Below are 16,494 nucleotides of genomic sequence, written 5' to 3' on the forward strand. Positions count from 1 at the left end.
CCCAGTCTCTCAGCCACCGGGCGGGGACTGCCTGTCAGGTTCCTCGGCTCACCCCTTGTCCAAGTACTGCTCCCTCTCCTCGTCCAGGAGCGCCTGGAGTGCCGTACGCAGGCCGGGGAGGCCGGCGAGCTCCGGGTCGGCGGCGACGACCGCGGCGGCCTCCTCGCGGGCCTCGGCGATGATCTCCTCGTCCTCGATGACGGCCAGCATGCGCAGCGAGGAACGGACACCGGACTGGGCCTGGCCGAGGACGTCGCCCTCGCGGCGCTGTTCGAGGTCGATGCGGGAGAGCTCGAAACCGTCGAGAGTGGACGCCACCGCGTTCAGCCGCTGGCGGGCCGGGCTCGCCTCGGGCATCTCGGTGACCAGGAGGCACAGACCGGGGGCCGAGCCACGGCCGACGCGGCCGCGCAGCTGGTGGAGCTGCGATACGCCGAACCGGTCGGCGTCCATGATCACCATCGCTGTGGCGTTCGGCACATTCACCCCGACCTCGATCACGGTCGTCGCTACCAGGACGTCGGTCCCGCCCGCGGCGAAGCGGCGCATGACGGCGTCCTTGTCGTCGGGCTGCATCCTGCCGTGCAGGACTTCGACCTTGAGCCCTTGGAGGGGGCCGTTGGCGAGGTGGTCGGCGATGTCCAGGACGGCGAGCGGCGGGCGCTTCTCGGCCTCGGCATCCGCATCGGATGACTTCTTCTTGCTCTTGGCCTTGCCCGGGTCGTCCTCGTCGTCGCCGATGCGGGGGCAGACGACGTACGCCTGGTGGCCGTTCTCCACTTCCTCGCGCACGCGCTCCCAGGCGCGCGACAGGAAGTGGGGCTTGTCGGCGGCGGGGACGACATGGCTGGCGATCGGCGAGCGCCCGGCGGGGAGTTGGTCGAGGACCGAGGTCTCCAGGTCACCGAAGACCGTCATCGCCACGGTGCGCGGGATGGGGGTGGCGGTCATGACCAGCAGGTGCGGGGGCTGCTTGCCCTTGCCGCGCAGGGCGTCGCGCTGCTCGACACCGAAGCGGTGCTGCTCGTCGACCACGACCAGGCCCAGGTCGTGGAACTGCACCTTGTCCTCGATCAGCGCATGCGTGCCGATGACGATCCCGGCCTCACCGGTGACGAGGTCAAGGAGCGCCTGCCGCCGGGCGGCGGCCCCCATGGACCCGGTGAGCAGCACGATCTTCGTGGAGTCGTCCGCCCCTCCGAGCATCCCGCCCTCGGCCAGCTCCCCCATCATCTCCGTGATCGAACGGTGGTGCTGCTGGGCGAGCACTTCGGTGGGCGCGAGCATCGCGGCCTGCCCTCCGGCGTCGACGACGGCGAGCATGGCGCGCAGGGCGACCATCGTCTTTCCCGAACCCACTTCTCCCTGGAGCAGCCGGTGCATCGGATGCTCGGTCGCGAGGTCGTCGAAGATCTCCTTGGAGACCTTCTGCTGGCCTTCGGTGAGGGTGAAGGGCAGCTTGGCGTCGAAGGCGGTGAGGAGGCCGGCCGGCTTGGGTCTGCGGGCCACGGCGGGGAGTTGGGCGTCGGCGTAACGGCGGCGGGCCAGCGCGACCTGGAGGACGAAGGCCTCGTCCCACTTGAGGCGGGCGCGGGCGTCGTGGACGTCCGCCGTGGTCTGCGGACGGTGGATCTTCAGGAGCGCCTCGGGGAGGGCGACGAGGCCGCGGCCGTCCCGCAGTGAGTCCGGGAGCGGGTCGAGGGCCTCCTGCGCGTGCGGCAGCACCATCTGCACGGACTTGGCGATCTTCCAGGACTCCAGCTTGGCGGTGGCGGGGTAGAGCGGGATGAGCGCTCCGGCCCAGGAGCCGACGGTCTCGGTCGCCTCGTCGTCGTCGCCGCTCAGCAGCTCGTATGCCGGGTGGGCGAGCTGGAGGCGGTGGTTGAAGACGGAGACCTTGCCGGAGAACATCGCGCGGGTGCCGGGCAGGAGGTCCTTGTGGGGCTTGTGCACGCCGTGGCCGAAGAAGACCAGCTGGAGGCGGCCGCTGCCGTCCGTGATGGTCACTTCGAGGCGCTGGCCCTTCCCGCGCGGGGCCTTCGCCGAGGCGAAGCTGTGCAGGCGGGCGTCGGCGACCTGGGCGACCACTGTCACGTGCTCGTCCATGGGCAGGTCTGCGAGGTGGGTGAGCTGACCGCGCTCCTCGTATCTACGGGGATAGTGGTGCAGCAGGTCGCCCACGGTGTGCAGGCCGAGGTGCTCGGCCATCACCTTCGCGGTGGCGGGGCCGAGCGTCTTCTTCAGCGGTTCTTCGAGCACGGACACGAGATCCATTGCACACCACCGCACTGACATCGCCGTATACGTCCTTGAAATCCGCTGGTCAGGCGGGTGGTTCCGGGCCTAGGATGACCCGCTCCGGCCCTCTTCGCGGTCACCGTCCTGCGGGACCGCCCGACCCCGCGCCGTCGCCCGTCCCCCCACCGGCGCTGCGACGATGGAATCCCAGACCTCACAGTCATCCCAGGCAGCCCAGCCACCTCATACCTTCCAGGTCGACCTGCGCGGTCTGGTGGACCTCCTCTCCCATCACCTCTACTCCAGTCCCAAGGTCTATCTGCGCGAGTTGCTGCAGAACGCCGTGGACGCGATCACCGCTCGGCGCGCCGAACAGCCGGACGCTCCGGCCACCGTGCGCCTGTACGCCGAGGGCGGCACTCTGCGCGTGGAGGACTCCGGGATCGGTCTCACCGAGTCCGATGTGCACAGCCTCCTCGCGACCATCGGCCGCAGTTCCAAGCGCAACGACGGTCTGGAGTCGGCGCGTTCAGACTTCCTGGGCCAGTTCGGCATCGGGTTGCTGGCGTGTTTCGTGGTCGCCGAGCGGATCCGGGTCGTCAGCCGGAGCGCGCGTACGCCCGATGCGGCGCCCGTGGAGTGGACGGCGGCCGACGACGGCTCGTACACCGTGCGCACCCTGCCGCAGGAGGCCCGCACCGAACCGGGCACCACCGTGCACCTGGTCGCACGCGCCGGGGCGGGCGAGTGGCTCACGGAGGAGAAGGTCCGTTCGCTGGCGCGGGACTTCGGCGCGCTGCTGCCGTACGACGTTCGCGTGGGCGACGAGGCGATCACGGACCTGCCTGCGCCCTGGGACCGTTCGTACCCGAGCCCTGCCAACCGAAGGGTGGCCCTGGCGCGGCACTGCCACGACCTGTTCGGGTTCACGCCGCTGGACTCGATCGACCTGGACGTGCCGCTCGCCGGCATCCGGGGCGTGGCGTACGTCCTGCCGTCCTCGCTCAGCCCGGCCCAGCGCGCGAGCCATCGTGTGCACCTCAAGGGCATGCTGCTCACCGAGCGGGCCGAACAGCTGCTGCCCGACTGGGCGTTCTTCGTGCGCTGCGTCCTGGACACGGACAGCCTGCGGCCCACGGCGTCGCGCGAGTCGCTGTACGAGGACGAGACGCTGGCCGCCGTACGCGAGGCCCTCGGCGAGCGGATCCGGTCCTGGCTGACCGGGCTCGCGGCCGGCGACCCTGAGCGGCTGGCGGCCTTCCTCTCGGTGCACCACCTGGGCGTGAAGTCCCTGGCCCGGCACGACACCGAGATGCTGCGCACGATGCTGCCGTGGCTGCCCTTCGAGACGACGGACGGGCGGCTCTCCCTGGAGGAGTTCGCCCAGCGGCACCCGGTGGTGCACTTCACGCGGACCGTGGAGGAGTACCGGCAGGTCGCGCCGATCGCCTCCGCACAGGGCGTCGGAGTCGTCAACGGCGGCTACACGTACGACAGCGAGCTGGTCGAGGCGCTGCCGTCCGTGCGCCCCGGGACGGTCGTCTCGGAGCTGGACGCCGACACCGTGACGGCTCACCTGGACTCGGTCGACCCGGCCGAGGAGCTGGCGCTGGCGGCCTTCCTTGGGGCCGCGCGGGCCAGACTCGATCCCCTGGGCTGCGATGTGGTCCTGCGCGCCTTCCACCCGCTCTCGGTCCCGGCGCTGCACCTGGACGACCGGGCGGCACGCCACGAACAGGCCCGCGCGGAGGCCGAGAACCAGGCCGACGACCTGTGGGCTGGCATCCTCGGCTCGCTGCGGGGCAGCGCTCCACGCGCACGTCTGGTGCTCAACCACCACAACCCGCTGATCCGCAGGATCAGTTCACTCAAGGACCGGGAGCTGATCGGCACCGCCACGGAGTCCCTCTACGGGCAGGCCCTGCTGATGGCCCAGCGCCCGCTGCGGCCGGCCGACTCCGCGCTCCTGAACCGCGCGTTCATCGGCCTTCTCGAGTGGGCCACACACACCAACTCCGGGGAGGACGGCCACCGATGAGCGGGATCGACCCCATCACTGACTTCGACACGCTCCGCCAGGCGATGGCGGACAACTTCGAGCAGCCGGAGGGCCCCGCCCGCAACGCGCGCGCCGAGCTTCTGCTGGCCGAGGCGGAGAAGCTCGGCATCCCCCTCGCGGTGATCGAGGCACTCGCGCACCAGCTGAAGGTCTACAACTACAGCTCCGAGAAGGACAAGATGTTCGTCCCCTTCGCGCGCCTGCTGCGCATGTGGGACGAACACCCCGAGGACTTCGACGAGTACGAGATCCACTCCCTGCACTGGGTCTTCAAGTGGATGTCGGCCGGAATGCTGGACCAGCCGCACATTCCGCTCGCCTCCATAGAGAAGTGGCTCGGCGAGATGGAGCACCGCTACCGGCTGGCCGGGCACTCCGAACGGGCCGTGCGCAGCGCCGAGTTCAGTGTGTCCGCTCACCTCGGAGATCTGGACCGCGCCGAGCGGGCGTACGCCGCCTGGCTGGCCGCCGGCCGGGACACCATGGCCGACTGCCACGCGTGCGAGCTGCACGGCCAGGGCTGGTGGCAGGCGCTGCGCGGCTCCGACGCGGAGGCGGTGGAGCTGTGGGGCCCGGTCCTTGAGGGCGAGTACTCGTGCGCCCATGAGCCGCACACAGTCCTCGCGTCCTCCCTGGTTCCCTTGCTGCGCCTGGGGCGCGTCGACGAGGCGCGCGCCAACCACCTGCGGGGCTTCCGGCTCGTCCGCGCCATGGAAAGCATGCGCGGCGCGTACGCGGACCATGTGGAGTTCTGCGTGCTCTCCGGCAACGAAGCGCGCGCCCTGGAGCTGCTCGCCGAGCGCCCCGCGTACTTCACGGACTCCGGGGACCCGCGCAGCAAGCTGGACTTCATGGCGGTGGTGGCCCTCCTGATGGACCGCCTGACCTCCCTCGGGCTCGGCGACCAGTCGGTCCCCGGGCCGGTCGGCCGCGCGTGGACAGCGAGCGACCTGGCCGCCCACGCGCGCGGAGAGGCCCTTTCGCTGGCGGCGCGCTTCGACGCGCGCAACAGCACGTCGTACGTCAGCACGCGTGCCCGCGCGCGGATGAACCAGCCGCCGCTCGTCGACCGCCTGCCGCTCGGCGTGCGCTCCGTGCGCCCCGCACCCGCGGTGCACACACCCCGCCCGCCGGCCGGCGCGGAACCTGCCGCCGAGCCCGACCTGTCCGCGCTGCTCACCGAGGCCCGCCGACTGTCGGACTCCCGGAGCCCGGACGCCATCGAGGCCTGGGCGGCGGTCTCGCGTGCCGCCGAGGGGCACGAGCTGGACATCCGCGACCGCGCTGAGGTCGCCGACCACGCGGCGATGGAGCGCGGCCCGGAGGGCATCGAACTCTTCCACCGCGCGGCCGAGCTCTACGCCGAGGCCGACGACCCCGGCGAGGCCCTCGCCGCCCGCGCCCGCGCCGCCTACGTACTCGCCCTGACCGGCGGCACCGAGGAGGCACTGGCGGCCGTATCGGAGCTGTACGACGGGGTGCTCGCGCTCTACGCGGACGGCGGGACCGGAGTGTCCCAGACGGCGTCCGTGCTGGTGGGGCGCGCGCGGATTCTGATGCATGGCCTGGACAGCGAGGCAGGTGTCGCCCGCCGGCCAGAGGCTGCCGAAACGGCGGCCCGGGAGCTGCTGGCCCTTGCCGAGCCGCACGTCGAGGACCCGCGGCTGGCTTCCCGTGCCGCGGAGGCGCAGGCGATGCTCGGGGAGCTCGCCGCGCGCGCAGGGGACACCGAGAGGGCCGCGGAGCTGCTTGGCCGGGCTGTGGAGACGTATGTGTCGGCCGGGCTGCAGTGGTTCGCCGTGGAGCATGAAGCGCGGCTCGCCGGGATCGCCCTGCACCGCGGCGACATGGAGGCGGCGGAGCGGGCGGCGCGTGCGGCACTGGAGCACGGCGGGCCTCACCTGGAGGCGCCGGGCCATGCGCAGTTGCACCTTCAGCTCGCCGAAATCCTCGGCGGCACCCACCAGTTCGGGCCCGCCGCCGAACACGCCCTGGAGGCCGCGCACTGGGCCGACGAAGCCGGCCAGAGTGCCACGCTCGGCGCCTGGGCCCGGCATCAGCTCGGAGGTTTCCTGGTCCGTCAGGGGCGGTGGGCCGAGGCCGCCGAGATACTGGAGTCGGCGCTGCCCGATCTGACCACCGACATGCACGGCGACGGCGCGATCGTGCAGACCCAGTGGTGGCTCGGCGACTGTCTCACCGAACTCGGCGACCACCGCGAGGCCGCCGAACGCTGGTTGCAGGCCGCCGACATCGCCCGCCACTGGCCCGAGCAGCGGGACCACGCGATGCTCGCCCATCTCGCCGCCGAGGCCCTCGGAAACGCCGGGCTGCACGCCCAGGCGGACCAGGCGTACGCGCGCGCCGGCGACCTCTGGCGCGACCTCGGAAACATCCACGGGCTGATCCGCTCGCTGCGCGCCCGCGCCTGGGCGGCCGTCCGTACGGACGCGGGGCTCGACGGGGCGCGGGAGTTGATGGCGGCGGCGGTTCGGGAGTGCGAGGCGGCGATCCTGGACTCGCCGGGCGCCTCCGGCTCCCTCGTGGAACTGGACGAGGACGGCGACGGGGACGAGAGCGAGGAAGCGCGTCTGCGTCTCGTCGCCGAACTCGGCCACACCCACCGGCAGTTCGGTGATCTGGTGGCGCGTTCCGTGCCGGACGACGCGGAAGAGGACGAGGCCGACCCCTCCTACGAGGAGGCCCTGGGCCACTTCGCCGAAGCGGCCTCCGCGTTCGCTTCCCTCGGGGACGAGCTCCTCGACGTCCGTACCGCCGCGGAACTCAGCGCCGGCTGGCTGGAGGCGGACCTCCGCCGGCCCGCGGCGGCCGTGGCACGCGCGCGTACGGTGCTTGCCGCTTACGCGGGGCTGGAGGGCGAGACCGCGGAGGCGCGGCGCGCGGAGGCGGAGAACATGCTGAAGCTGATGGAGGCGGATTCGGAGGGGTGACCTGGGGGGTGGGGGGAGTTTTCTCGCCCCCTCCGCCCCTACCCATTCCCGTCACTTGGGGGCTCCGCCCCCAAACCCCCCTCAGCCCGTCCGGCGTCTGAGGACGAGCGCGTTCAGCGCGATACGGGGGTCTGGGGGCGGAGCCCCCAGGATCGGGACGGGAAGGGGCGGAGGGGGCGAAAAACTCCCCCACCCAGCCCGCTACTCCACCCCGATCAACAACAACGCCCCCTGCCTCCCACCTCGGTACACCACCGTGTCCACCGCCAAATACCCTTCCCGTACCCGGGATTCAAGGCGGTCGGCGATGGCGGCGGGCGCCTCGTCGCCCAAAACGAGGGTGACCATCTCGCCGCCGGCGGAGAGCATGCGGTCCAGGACGGCTTCGGCCGTGACGGTGATGTCGGAGCCGATGACGGCGACGTCGCCGTCGATGAGGCCCAGGACGTCACCGGCCTGGCAGATGCCGGCCATGGTCCAGGACTGGCGCTCGGCGACGGCGACCTCGGCATAGCGGGTGGCACCGGCCGCGGAGGTCATGGCGACGACGTCCTCGTCGAAGCGGCGTTCCGGCTCGTGGACGGCGAGCGCGGCGATGCCCTGGACCGCGGAGCGGGTCGGGATCAGCGCGACCCGGACACCGTCGGCGCGCGCCTGCTCGGCAGCGGCGGCCGCGGTGTGACGCAGCTCGGCGTCGTTCGGCAGAAGCACCACCTCACGCGCGTGGGCACGCCGCACGGCCTCGACGAGCTCTCCGCTCGCGGGCGGCTCCCCCGGCCGCGCGAGCACGGTGGTCGCCCCGGCCTCCGCGTACAGCCCGGCCAGCCCCTCTCCGGGTACGACGGCCACGACGGCACGCTGGGCGCGCTCCCGGGGCGGCCGCCCCGGGCCCCCGGTGTGGACGTCCCCGAGCCCGAAGTGGGTGATCCTGATCCGGTACGGCCGTCCGGCCTCGACGCCCGCCTCGACGGCGGCACCCGCGTCGTCCACGTGCACATGGACGTTCCACAGGCCGTCCCCGCCGACGACGACGAGCGAGTTGCCCAACCGGTCGAGCCGGTCGCGCAGCCGGGCCACGGCCCCGTCCTCCGCTTCCAGGAGGTAGATCACCTCGAAGGCGGGCCCGCCCTCTTCCGGCACCGCGTCCGCGCACACATCGGGGTGCACTCCCCCGATGCCGGCACCGACGATGTCAACGATGTCGGCATCGGCGTCGGTCGAAGCACCGGCCACGCGCGCGTGGACCTCCGCGGCGCCGGCGAACGCCCTGGGCCGCTCCCCCGTGAACGTCTCCACCAGCGCCGCCAGCACCGCCACCAGCCCCCGTCCGCCTGCGTCGACGACACCGGCGCGCTCCAGGGCGGCCAGTTGCCCAGGTGTCGCGGCGAGGGCCGCCCGCGCCCCCTCGTACGCCGCGCGCGCGACCGTGCCGCAGTCCCCCTCGGCGCCGGTGGCCGCGTCGGCGGCGGCCGAGGCGACCGTGAGGACCGTGCCCTCGACGGGGTGGGCGACGGCCTGGCGGGCGGAGTCGGCTGCCTGCCGCAGGGCCAGCCGCAGGCCAGGTCCGTCGGTGTGAGCGGTCTCACTGTCGGCGGCGAGCACCTGGGCCATGCCGCGAAAGAGCTGCGCGAGGATCGTCCCGGAGTTGCCCCGGGCGCCTATCAGCGCGCCGTGCGCCATCGCCCGTACCGCGTCCGCGAGCGTCGGCCCGCCCCCGCCGCTCTCGCGTTCCCCAGCGGCGTCGTACCCCGCGCCGACCTCGTGCCCGGCGAAGACCGCCTCGACCGCCGCGGTCGCCGATTCCAAGGTCAGATACAGGTTGGTGCCGGTGTCCCCGTCGGCCACCGGGTAGACGTTGATCGCGTCTATCTCCTCGCGGGCCCGCCCCAGCGCCTCCAGTGAGAGACCGCACCAGGTGCGCACCGCGAGAGCATCGAACGTCTGCGGCACCTGCGGCACCTGCGCCTCCCTGAGCTGCTGGACGTGGACGCAGCGTAGACCCAGAAGGGGTTACTGTCGGTAGGGGGTCTACGGAGGGCCGGGGCGTGGCCCTGAGCAGCCATGGTAGTTTCGTTGTCTGGACGCAGTCGTTGTATGCTGCTCCGGTTGCCCGATCCGATCGGGCCTTCCTCCTGGCACCGCCACTCAGATCCTAGATCTTGATCCCGGCATGCCGGGATCCACCGTAAGTGCATCTGAAGTTTTTGGAGTGAGCCCGTGGCTGCCAACTGCGACGTCTGCGGCAAGGGGCCGGGCTTCGGCAACAGCATCTCGCACTCGCACCGCCGTACGCCCCGTCGCTGGAATCCCAACATCCAGCGCGTTCGTACCGTGGTCGGCGGGACGCCGAAGCGCGTGAACGCTTGCACCTCGTGCATCAAGGCCGGCAAGGTCACGCGCTGACAACCGCTAGCGCGCGGCCACTGCTGGTTCGCTTGCACTGAGCCGGTCCACCTCACGGTGGGCCGGTTTTTTGCTGCGCCCGCGCGCAGAACAGACGTCCACCCAAACCCGCGTAAACGCTTACGCGCCCGCCCTGAACCGCCACCCATGATCCACCGGCCCGATCCCGCCTCCCAGCGCGAACCCGGCCGCGATCGCCCCGGTGACGTACTCCTTGGCCGCCGCGACGGCCTCCGGCACGGTCTGCCCCTTCGCCAGGCCGCAGGCGATGGCGGAGGCGAGCGTGCAGCCCGTGCCGTGCGTATGCCGGTTGTCGTAGCGGGGCGCCCGCAGCCAGTGCTCCTCGGATCCGTCCGTCAGCAGATCGACGGCGTCTCCGGGCAGATGGCCGCCCTTGATGAGCACCCACTTCGGCCCGTACGCCAGCACAGCCGCCGCCGCGTCGCGCAGCTGTGCCTCGGACTCGACCAGCACACCCGTCAGCTGAGCGACCTCGTCGAGATTCGGCGTCGCCACCACAGCGACCGGCAGCAGCTTCGTGCGTACCGAATCCAGCGCGGAAGCGGCCAGCAGCGAGTCGCCGTGCTTGGAGACGCCGACCGGGTCGACGACCGCCGGCGCGTCGGTGCCGGCGAGCAACTCGGCGACGGCCTCGACGAGTTCGGCGGAGGCGAGCATGCCGGTCTTGACCGCCTGGACGCCGATGTCGTCGACGACGCTGCGGTACTGGGCGCGCACGGCCTCCACCGGCAGCTCCCAAGCGCCTTGCACGCCGAGGGAGTTCTGCGCAGTGACGGCCGTGATCACGCTCATGCCGTGCACGCCGAGCGCGAGCATCGTCTTCAGGTCGGCCTGGATCCCGGCCCCGCCACCGGAGTCGGAGCCGGCGACCGTCAGAACCCGCGGCGGCGCACTCACGGGACTCACGACTCGATCTCTCCGAAGTGGTCCCAGCCGCCCTTGCTCGTCCAGGGCGCCCCGTCGACCGTGACCTGCGGCAGCGCGGACGGGTTGAGGACCTCGCCGATGATCTTCCAGCGGGCGGGCAGTTTCACGTCCGGCGGGAAGGTGGCGACGATCGCGTGGTCCTCGCCGCCGGTGAGCACCCACTGGATGGGGTCGACGCCGACGGCCTGCCCGATGTCGTTCATCTGGGTCGGGATGTCGATGGCGCCGGAACGGATGTCGATGCGCACCTTGCTCGCCTCGGCGATGTGCCCGAGGTCGGCGATCAGTCCGTCGCTGACGTCCGTCATCGAGGTCGCGCCGAGCCCGGCCGCCGCGGGACCCGCGTGATACGGCGGTTCCGGACGCCGGTGTGCCTCCACGAAGGCGCGTGGCGAGCGGAAGCCCCGGGAGAGCACCGCGAACCCGGCCGCCGACCAGCCCAGCCAGCCCGTCACGGCGACCACGTCACCGGGCTGGGCCCCGCCCCGGGTCACCGGCTCGTGGTTGCGCAGATCGCCGAGCGCGGTGATCGAGACCATGATGGTGTCGCCGCGTACGACATCGCCGCCGACCACGGAGGCGCCCGCGACCTGGCACTCGTCGCGCAGCCCGTCCATCAGCTCGGACGGCCAGGTGGCCGGGAGTTCGGCCGGCACGACCAGGCCGAGCAGCAGCGCGGTCGGCACGGCGCCCATCGCGGCGATGTCCGCGAGGTTCTGCGCGGCGGCTTTGCGGCCGACGTCGTACGCGGTCGACCAGTCACGGCGGAAGTGCCGCCCCTCCAGGAGGATGTCGGTGCTCGCCACGACCCTGCGGTCGGGTGCGGCCACCACCGCGGCGTCGTCGCCGGGGCCGACCCGGACCGCCGGGGTGGTGGTGAGACGCGAGGTGAGCTCCTTGATGAGCCCGAACTCCCCCAACTCGCCCACGGTGCCCTTCATAGTCGTACTGCCCCTTCTCTTCCTGTCTGCGCCACGGTACGTCTCGTGCGAACCGTGGCGCGTACCGCCTGCGCCGCGGCGCGCGAACCGTCCTCGGTGCGGTCGCGTGCCGTCTCCGTACTCGGTACCGAACCGTCCTCGGTGCGGTCGCGTGCCGTCTCCGTACTCGGTACGGTCGAATCGGCCGTCAACTCGTGCAGTCTGCGCACCCCGGCGCGCAAGCCCCAGTCACCGCGGGTCTCCCCGCGGTGAGCGGCGACGCGATACCGTGGCGTTCCTTTTCCCCACATGATCCTCGTGGCCGCCCTGGAGGTTCCGTGGTACAGGCGTACATCCTGATCCAGACGGAGGTCGGCAAAGCGTCGACCGTCGCCGAGACGATCAGCAAGATCCCGGGGGTGATCCAGGCCGAGGACGTGACAGGACCGTACGACGTGATCGTGCGCGCCCAGGCCGACACCGTCGACGACCTCGGCCGCATGGTGGTCGCCAAAGTCCAGCAAGTGGACGGCATCACCCGCACCCTGACCTGCCCGGTCGTGCACCTGTAGCCCCCGTCTAACCTTGGCCGATGAACTTCTTCCTTCACCGGCACACCGCTGCCTTCGGGCTGCCCGTTCTCGCTCTGCTGACGGCCGCCACGGGCTGCACCTCGGCAGACGACGACGCCTCGGTTGTGGTTCCCAGCCCGGACGTGAAGGTCACGAAGCTGTGCGAGAACCTGGACAAGGAGCTGCCGGAGAAAGTGAACGACCTCGACCGGAACGATCCCGAGCCCCGGTCCGCGCTGACCGCGGGCTGGGGAAGCCCGGCGATCATACTGCGCTGCGGTGTCGAACGGCCTGCCAAGATGAACGACCTGAACGCCGACGGTGCCGAAGTGGACGGGGTCGGCTGGCTGGTCGAGAAGCAGGACGACGGGTCGTACGTCTTCACCACGACCCTGCGCACGGCATACGTCGAGGTGAGGCTCCCCAAGGAGCGGGCCGATCTCGGCGCGGGCCCGCTCACGGCCTTCGCCGCATCCATCAAGAAGGCGATCCCCGAAGGGATCGCCGACTGACGCACAGGAGTGCCAGGAGGGCTCTCAGCGAAGCCCGGTGGAACGGTTCAGCGCCGCCTGCACCAGGCGGTCCACCAGCTCCGGATAGCCCACGCCGCTCGCCTCCCACATCTTCGGGTACATCGAGATGGGCGTGAACCCGGGCATGGTGTTGATCTCGTTGATCACGAACTCGCCGTCCTCGGTGAGGAAGAAGTCCGCGCGCACCAGGCCCTCGCAGGAGGCGGCCTCGAACGCCTCGACCGCCAGCCGCTGGACGTCCGCGGTCTGCTCGGGCGTCAGCGGGGCCGGTACGAGGCCGGGCGTCGAGTCGATGTACTTCGCCTCGAAGTCGTAGTAGGCGTGCGCCTGCACGGGCGGGATCTCGGCGGGCACGCTGGCGCGCGGTCCGTCCTCGAACTCCAGGACCCCGCACTCGATCTCGCGGCCGCGCAGCAGCGCCTCCACGATGATCTTCGGGTCGTGGCGCTGCGCCTCCGCGATCGCCTCGTCGAGGCCCTCGAAGGAGTCGACCTTGGTGATGCCGATCGAGGACCCCGCGCGCGCGGGCTTGATGAACAGCGGCCAGCCGTGCTCACCCGCGAAGCCGGCGATGCGCTCGCGGGCCCCCTGCTCGTCACGGGTCCACTCGCGCGGACGGATCACCAGATACGGGCCGACGGGCAGCCCGAAGGAGGTGAACACCCGCTTCATGTACTCCTTGTCCTGGCCGACGGCCGAGGCGAGCACACCCGCGCCGACGTACGGGACTCCGGAGAGCTCCAGGAGGCCCTGAAGGGTGCCGTCCTCGCCGTAGGGGCCGTGCAGCACGGGGAATACGACGTCGACGTCGCCGAGGGCCTTGGGGACGGAACCCGGTTCGCTGTAGACGACTTCGCGGTTGGCCGGGTCGACGGAGAGGATCACGCCGCCCTCGGTGGACTCGGCGAGCCGGTCCACGCTCGGCTGCTGCCGGTCGACGATGGCCATGCGGTCCGGCTCGTCGGCGGTGAGCGCCCAACGGCCGTCCTGGGTGATGCCGATCGGCAGGACGTCGTACTTCGTCCGGTCGATCGCCCGCAGGACCGCGCCGGCCGTGACCACGGAGATCCCGTGTTCGGAGCTGCGGCCGCCGAAGACGACGGCCACGCGCGGCTTGCGAGGCGGCTGCTCAGGGCTCTGGGGGAGGTTCTCAGTGCTCATATCGCGTTGAGAGTACCCGCTGGTACCCGCCTCAGTCAGCGCCTGTTGACCCTGTCGCTCAGCGTCGTTCGGCCTTGGCGCTGCGCGACATCATCTCCTTGAGGGCGACGACGGGCGGCTTGCCCTCATGGACGATGCCGACGACCGTTTCCGTGATCGGCATGTCGACACCGTGCCCGCGGGCCAGATCCAGCACCGACTCACAGGACTTGACGCCCTCGGCGGTCTGCCTGGTGATCGCGATCGTCTCCTGGAGGGTCATGCCCTTGCCGAGGTTGATGCCGAAGGTGTGGTTGCGGGACAGCGGCGAGGAGCAGGTGGCCACCAGGTCGCCCAGGCCCGCGAGTCCGGCGAACGTCATCGGGTCGGCGCCCATGGCGAGGCCCAGGCGCGAGGTCTCCGCGAGCCCGCGGGTGATGAGCGAGCCCTTGGCGTTGTCGCCGAGTCCCATGCCGTCCGCGATGCCGACGGCGAGACCGATCACGTTCTTGACGGCGCCGCCGAGTTCACAGCCCACCACGTCCGTGTTGGTGTACGGGCGGAAGTACGGCGTGTGGCAGGCGGCCTGGAGGCGCTGGGCGACCTCTTCGGAGCGGCAGGCGACCACGGCGGCGGCCGGCATCCGCGCGGCGATCTCCCGCGCGAGGTTGGGCCCGGTGACCACGGCGATGCGGTCCGCGCCGACCTTGGCGACGTCCTCGATCACCTCGCTCATCCGCATGGTGGAGCCGAGTTCGACGCCCTTCATGAGCGAGACGAGGACGGTGTCGGGCGCGAGCAGCGGCGCCCACTGCGCGAGGTTCCCGCGCAATGTCTGCGAGGGAATGGCGAGCACCGTGAAGTCGGCCTCGTGCGCGGCCTCGGCGGCGTCCGCGGTGGCCCGCACGTTCACCGGGAGTTCGACGCCCGGCAGGTAGTCCGGGTTCATGCGCGTGGAGTTGACCGCTTCGGCGAGGTCGGCGCGACGCGCCCACAGGGTGACGTCGCATCCCGCGTCGGCGAGCACCATGCCGAAGGCCGTACCCCACGATCCGGTCCCGAAGACAGCCGCCTTGACCGGCTTGCTCACGTGCCCTGCCCTTCTTCCTGCTGTGCTTTGTGCCGCGCCTGCGCCTGGTGCAGAGCCTGCGCGTTCTCCTGGGCGTCCTGCTCCTGCGCGGCGATCTGCCGGGCGGCCCTCTCCTGGGCCGCGGTCCGCCGCCGCTGCTCGATCCGCTCCTGGCGCGGGTCGTAGGGCGCCCGGGGTGCCTTCTCCCCGCGGATCTGCTCCAGTTGCGCGGTGATGGCCGCCATGATGGCCTCGGTCGCCTCCTTGAGGACGTCCGGGGACATCTCCTTGTCGTAGAAGCGCGAAAGGTCCACCGGGGGGCCGGCGAGGACGTGGTGGGTCTTGCGCGGAAACACGTGGAGCTTCTTGGCATACGGCGGCAGGAGTTCGTTGGCGCCCCACTGGGCGACCGGAATCACCGGGCACTTGGTCTGCAGGGCGACGCGGGCGGCGCCCGTCTTGCCGGTCATCGGCCACTGGCCTGGATCGCGGGTGATGGTGCCCTCGGGATAGAACGCGACGCACTCGCCGCGCTCGACGGCGTCGATCGCGGCCCGGAACGCGCTCAGCGCGTCCGTGGTCTCGCGGTACACCGGGATCTGTCCGGTGCCGCGCATCGCGGCGCCCACGAACCCCTTCCTGAAAAGGCTGCTCTTCGCCAGGAATCGCGGAACGCGCCCGGTGTTGTACTGATAGTGCCCATACATGAACGGGTCCACATGCGAATTGTGGTTCACCGCGGTGATAAATCCGCCCTCGGCCGGAATGTTCTCGATCCCGCGCCAGTCCCGCTTGATCAGAACCACCAGCGGCGGTTTGCAGAGGACCGCTGCAAAGCGGTACCAGAAGCCGATTCTGCGGCGGGGCACGCGAACACCTTCCTCCTGGGCCTGGGGGGCCGCACAAGTGTCGCCCCAGGCCGCCTGTCTGTCGAGAACACCGTACGCCCCGGCATGCGGACCGCCAGGGTGCCCGGGTCACAATGGGCGCGACAAGGAGAGACGGGGCGCTCGTGCAATGGATCCTGGTGATACCGCTCAAACCTCTGGCACGGGCCAAGAGCAGGCTGGCGGACACCGCCGGCGACGGATTGCGCCCGGGGCTCGCCCTCGCCTTCGCACAGGACACGGTGGCAGCGGCGCTGGCCTGCGCCGCGGTCCGCGATGTGGCGGTAGTCACGGATGACGCCCTCGCCGGGCGGGAACTCGCCGCGCTGGGCGCCCGCATCGTCACGGGCGAGCCGCCGGGCGGCCTCAACACCGCCCTGGCGCACGGCAGCTCCGCCGTACGCTCCCGGACTCCCGAAAGCGCCGTGGCGGCCCTGAACGCCGATCTGCCCGCGCTGCGGCCGCGGGAATTGGCCCGCGTACTCGAAGCCGCCGCCGAATTTCCCCGCGCTTTTCTCCCCGATGCGGCCGCAATCGGCACCACTCTGCTGGCCGCGGCGCCGGGCCGGGAATTGCTCCCGACTTTCGGCACCGATTCCCGCGCCCGTCATCAGGCCTCGGGCGCCGAGGAACTCCGCCTCGACGGCGTGGATTCCGTACGTCAGGACGTGGACACCGGCGACGACCTGCGAGCCGCACTGGCACTCGGCGTCGGCCCGCGCACGGCGGCACTCGCGGCCCACCTGCTCATCCCCGGCCAGCCGGGCGGCTGAC

General features: G+C 71.4%; 14 protein-coding genes. 7 read left to right on the top strand and 7 right to left on the bottom strand.

From position 1 onward, the window contains the following. Nucleotides 1–48: 48 nt before the first annotated feature. A complete protein-coding gene (gene recG / locus ACFVKT_RS14925; RefSeq protein ID WP_385731366.1) occupies nt 49–2,274 on the bottom strand; it encodes an ATP-dependent DNA helicase RecG in 2,226 nt (741 codons plus the stop codon). Nucleotides 2,275–2,437: 163 nt separating this feature from the next. Here recG and ACFVKT_RS14930 point away from each other — a divergent pair, with 163 nt between their 5' ends. Both ACFVKT_RS14930 and ACFVKT_RS14935 read left to right on the top strand, forming a co-directional pair. Continuing rightward, nucleotides 2,438–4,276, top strand: coding sequence for an HSP90 family protein (locus ACFVKT_RS14930; protein ID WP_385731368.1), 1,839 nt, complete (start codon nt 2,438–2,440; stop codon nt 4,274–4,276). Continuing rightward, nucleotides 4,273–7,248, top strand: a complete 2,976-nt coding sequence (locus tag ACFVKT_RS14935) for a tetratricopeptide repeat protein (RefSeq protein WP_385731370.1) — start codon at nt 4,273–4,275, stop codon at nt 7,246–7,248. The genes ACFVKT_RS14930 and ACFVKT_RS14935 overlap by 4 nt, the downstream gene beginning before the upstream one ends. A gap of 201 nt (nt 7,249–7,449) precedes the next feature. Here the strand turns inward: ACFVKT_RS14935 and ACFVKT_RS14940 are convergent, their stop codons facing one another. Next, nucleotides 7,450–9,207: a DAK2 domain-containing protein gene (locus ACFVKT_RS14940; RefSeq protein WP_385731372.1), complete on the bottom strand. Its 1,758-nt coding sequence runs from the start codon at nt 9,205–9,207 to the stop codon at nt 7,450–7,452. A gap of 258 nt (nt 9,208–9,465) precedes the next feature. Here ACFVKT_RS14940 and rpmB point away from each other — a divergent pair, with 258 nt between their 5' ends. After that, entirely contained in the window at nt 9,466–9,651 is a 186-nt protein-coding gene (gene rpmB, locus ACFVKT_RS14945; RefSeq protein WP_266474652.1) for a 50S ribosomal protein L28, read from the top strand. A gap of 120 nt (nt 9,652–9,771) precedes the next feature. Here the strand turns inward: rpmB and thiD are convergent, their stop codons facing one another. Next, nucleotides 9,772–10,569 (bottom strand): bifunctional hydroxymethylpyrimidine kinase/phosphomethylpyrimidine kinase, encoded by a 798-nt coding sequence (thiD, locus tag ACFVKT_RS14950; protein WP_385732111.1) that lies wholly within the window; start codon nt 10,567–10,569, stop codon nt 9,772–9,774. Nucleotides 10,570–10,574: 5 nt separating this feature from the next. Then, nucleotides 10,575–11,540, bottom strand: a complete 966-nt coding sequence (locus ACFVKT_RS14955; protein ID WP_385731374.1) for a thiamine-phosphate kinase — start codon at nt 11,538–11,540, stop codon at nt 10,575–10,577. Between the two features lie 45 nt (nt 11,541–11,585). Between ACFVKT_RS14955 and ACFVKT_RS14960 the strand changes: the two genes are divergently transcribed. The 3 genes from ACFVKT_RS14960 to ACFVKT_RS14970 all read left to right on the top strand — a co-directional run bounded on the left by ACFVKT_RS14960 (nt 11,586) and on the right by ACFVKT_RS14970 (nt 12,603). Then, complete coding sequence (locus ACFVKT_RS14960; RefSeq protein ID WP_385731375.1) at nt 11,586–11,792, top strand: hypothetical protein; 207 nt, start codon at nt 11,586–11,588, stop codon at nt 11,790–11,792. Nucleotides 11,793–11,857: 65 nt separating this feature from the next. Next, entirely contained in the window at nt 11,858–12,091 is a 234-nt protein-coding gene (locus ACFVKT_RS14965; RefSeq protein WP_003997603.1) for an Lrp/AsnC family transcriptional regulator, read from the top strand. Between the two features lie 20 nt (nt 12,092–12,111). Further along, on the top strand, nt 12,112–12,603 hold the full coding sequence (locus ACFVKT_RS14970; RefSeq protein WP_385731377.1) for a DUF3515 domain-containing protein: 492 nt from the start codon (nt 12,112–12,114) through the stop codon (nt 12,601–12,603). A 24-nt stretch (nt 12,604–12,627) separates the two neighbouring features. Here the strand turns inward: ACFVKT_RS14970 and ACFVKT_RS14975 are convergent, their stop codons facing one another. The 3 genes from ACFVKT_RS14975 to ACFVKT_RS14985 are packed head-to-tail and all read right to left on the bottom strand — an operon-like array spanning nt 12,628 to nt 15,702. Continuing rightward, nucleotides 12,628–13,785, bottom strand: a complete 1,158-nt coding sequence (locus ACFVKT_RS14975) for a D-alanine--D-alanine ligase family protein (RefSeq protein WP_385731379.1) — start codon at nt 13,783–13,785, stop codon at nt 12,628–12,630. Nucleotides 13,786–13,843: 58 nt separating this feature from the next. Then, entirely contained in the window at nt 13,844–14,854 is a 1,011-nt protein-coding gene (locus ACFVKT_RS14980; RefSeq protein ID WP_385731381.1) for an NAD(P)H-dependent glycerol-3-phosphate dehydrogenase, read from the bottom strand. Next, the gene (locus tag ACFVKT_RS14985) at nt 14,851–15,702 is read right to left on the bottom strand and encodes a lysophospholipid acyltransferase family protein (RefSeq protein WP_385731383.1); all 852 of its coding nucleotides are present in this window, start codon (nt 15,700–15,702) and stop codon (nt 14,851–14,853) included. The genes ACFVKT_RS14980 and ACFVKT_RS14985 overlap by 4 nt, the downstream gene beginning before the upstream one ends. Before the next feature lie 143 nt (nt 15,703–15,845). Between ACFVKT_RS14985 and cofC the strand changes: the two genes are divergently transcribed. Continuing rightward, on the top strand, nt 15,846–16,493 hold the full coding sequence (cofC, locus tag ACFVKT_RS14990; RefSeq protein ID WP_385731385.1) for a 2-phospho-L-lactate guanylyltransferase: 648 nt from the start codon (nt 15,846–15,848) through the stop codon (nt 16,491–16,493). Nucleotide 16,494 lies beyond the last annotated feature (1 nt).

It is taken from the genome of Streptomyces sp. NPDC127595 (genome assembly GCF_042671685.1).
GTDB lineage: Bacteria > Actinomycetota > Actinomycetes > Streptomycetales > Streptomycetaceae > Streptomyces.

Bases quoted from the DNA above. Each gene is read 5' to 3' on its own strand.
- ACFVKT_RS14935 (WP_385731370.1), top strand. From the start codon at position 4,273: ATGAGCGGGATCGACCCCATCACTGACTTCGACACGCTCCGCCAGGCG.
- ACFVKT_RS14975 (WP_385731379.1), bottom strand. From the start codon at position 13,785: ATGAGCACTGAGAACCTCCCCCAGAGCCCTGAGCAGCCGCCTCGCAAG.
- ACFVKT_RS14930 (WP_385731368.1), top strand. From the start codon at position 2,438: ATGGAATCCCAGACCTCACAGTCATCCCAGGCAGCCCAGCCACCTCAT.
- ACFVKT_RS14955 (WP_385731374.1), bottom strand. From the start codon at position 11,540: ATGAAGGGCACCGTGGGCGAGTTGGGGGAGTTCGGGCTCATCAAGGAG.
- ACFVKT_RS14970 (WP_385731377.1), top strand. From the start codon at position 12,112: ATGAACTTCTTCCTTCACCGGCACACCGCTGCCTTCGGGCTGCCCGTT.
- recG (WP_385731366.1), bottom strand. From the start codon at position 2,274: ATGGATCTCGTGTCCGTGCTCGAAGAACCGCTGAAGAAGACGCTCGGC.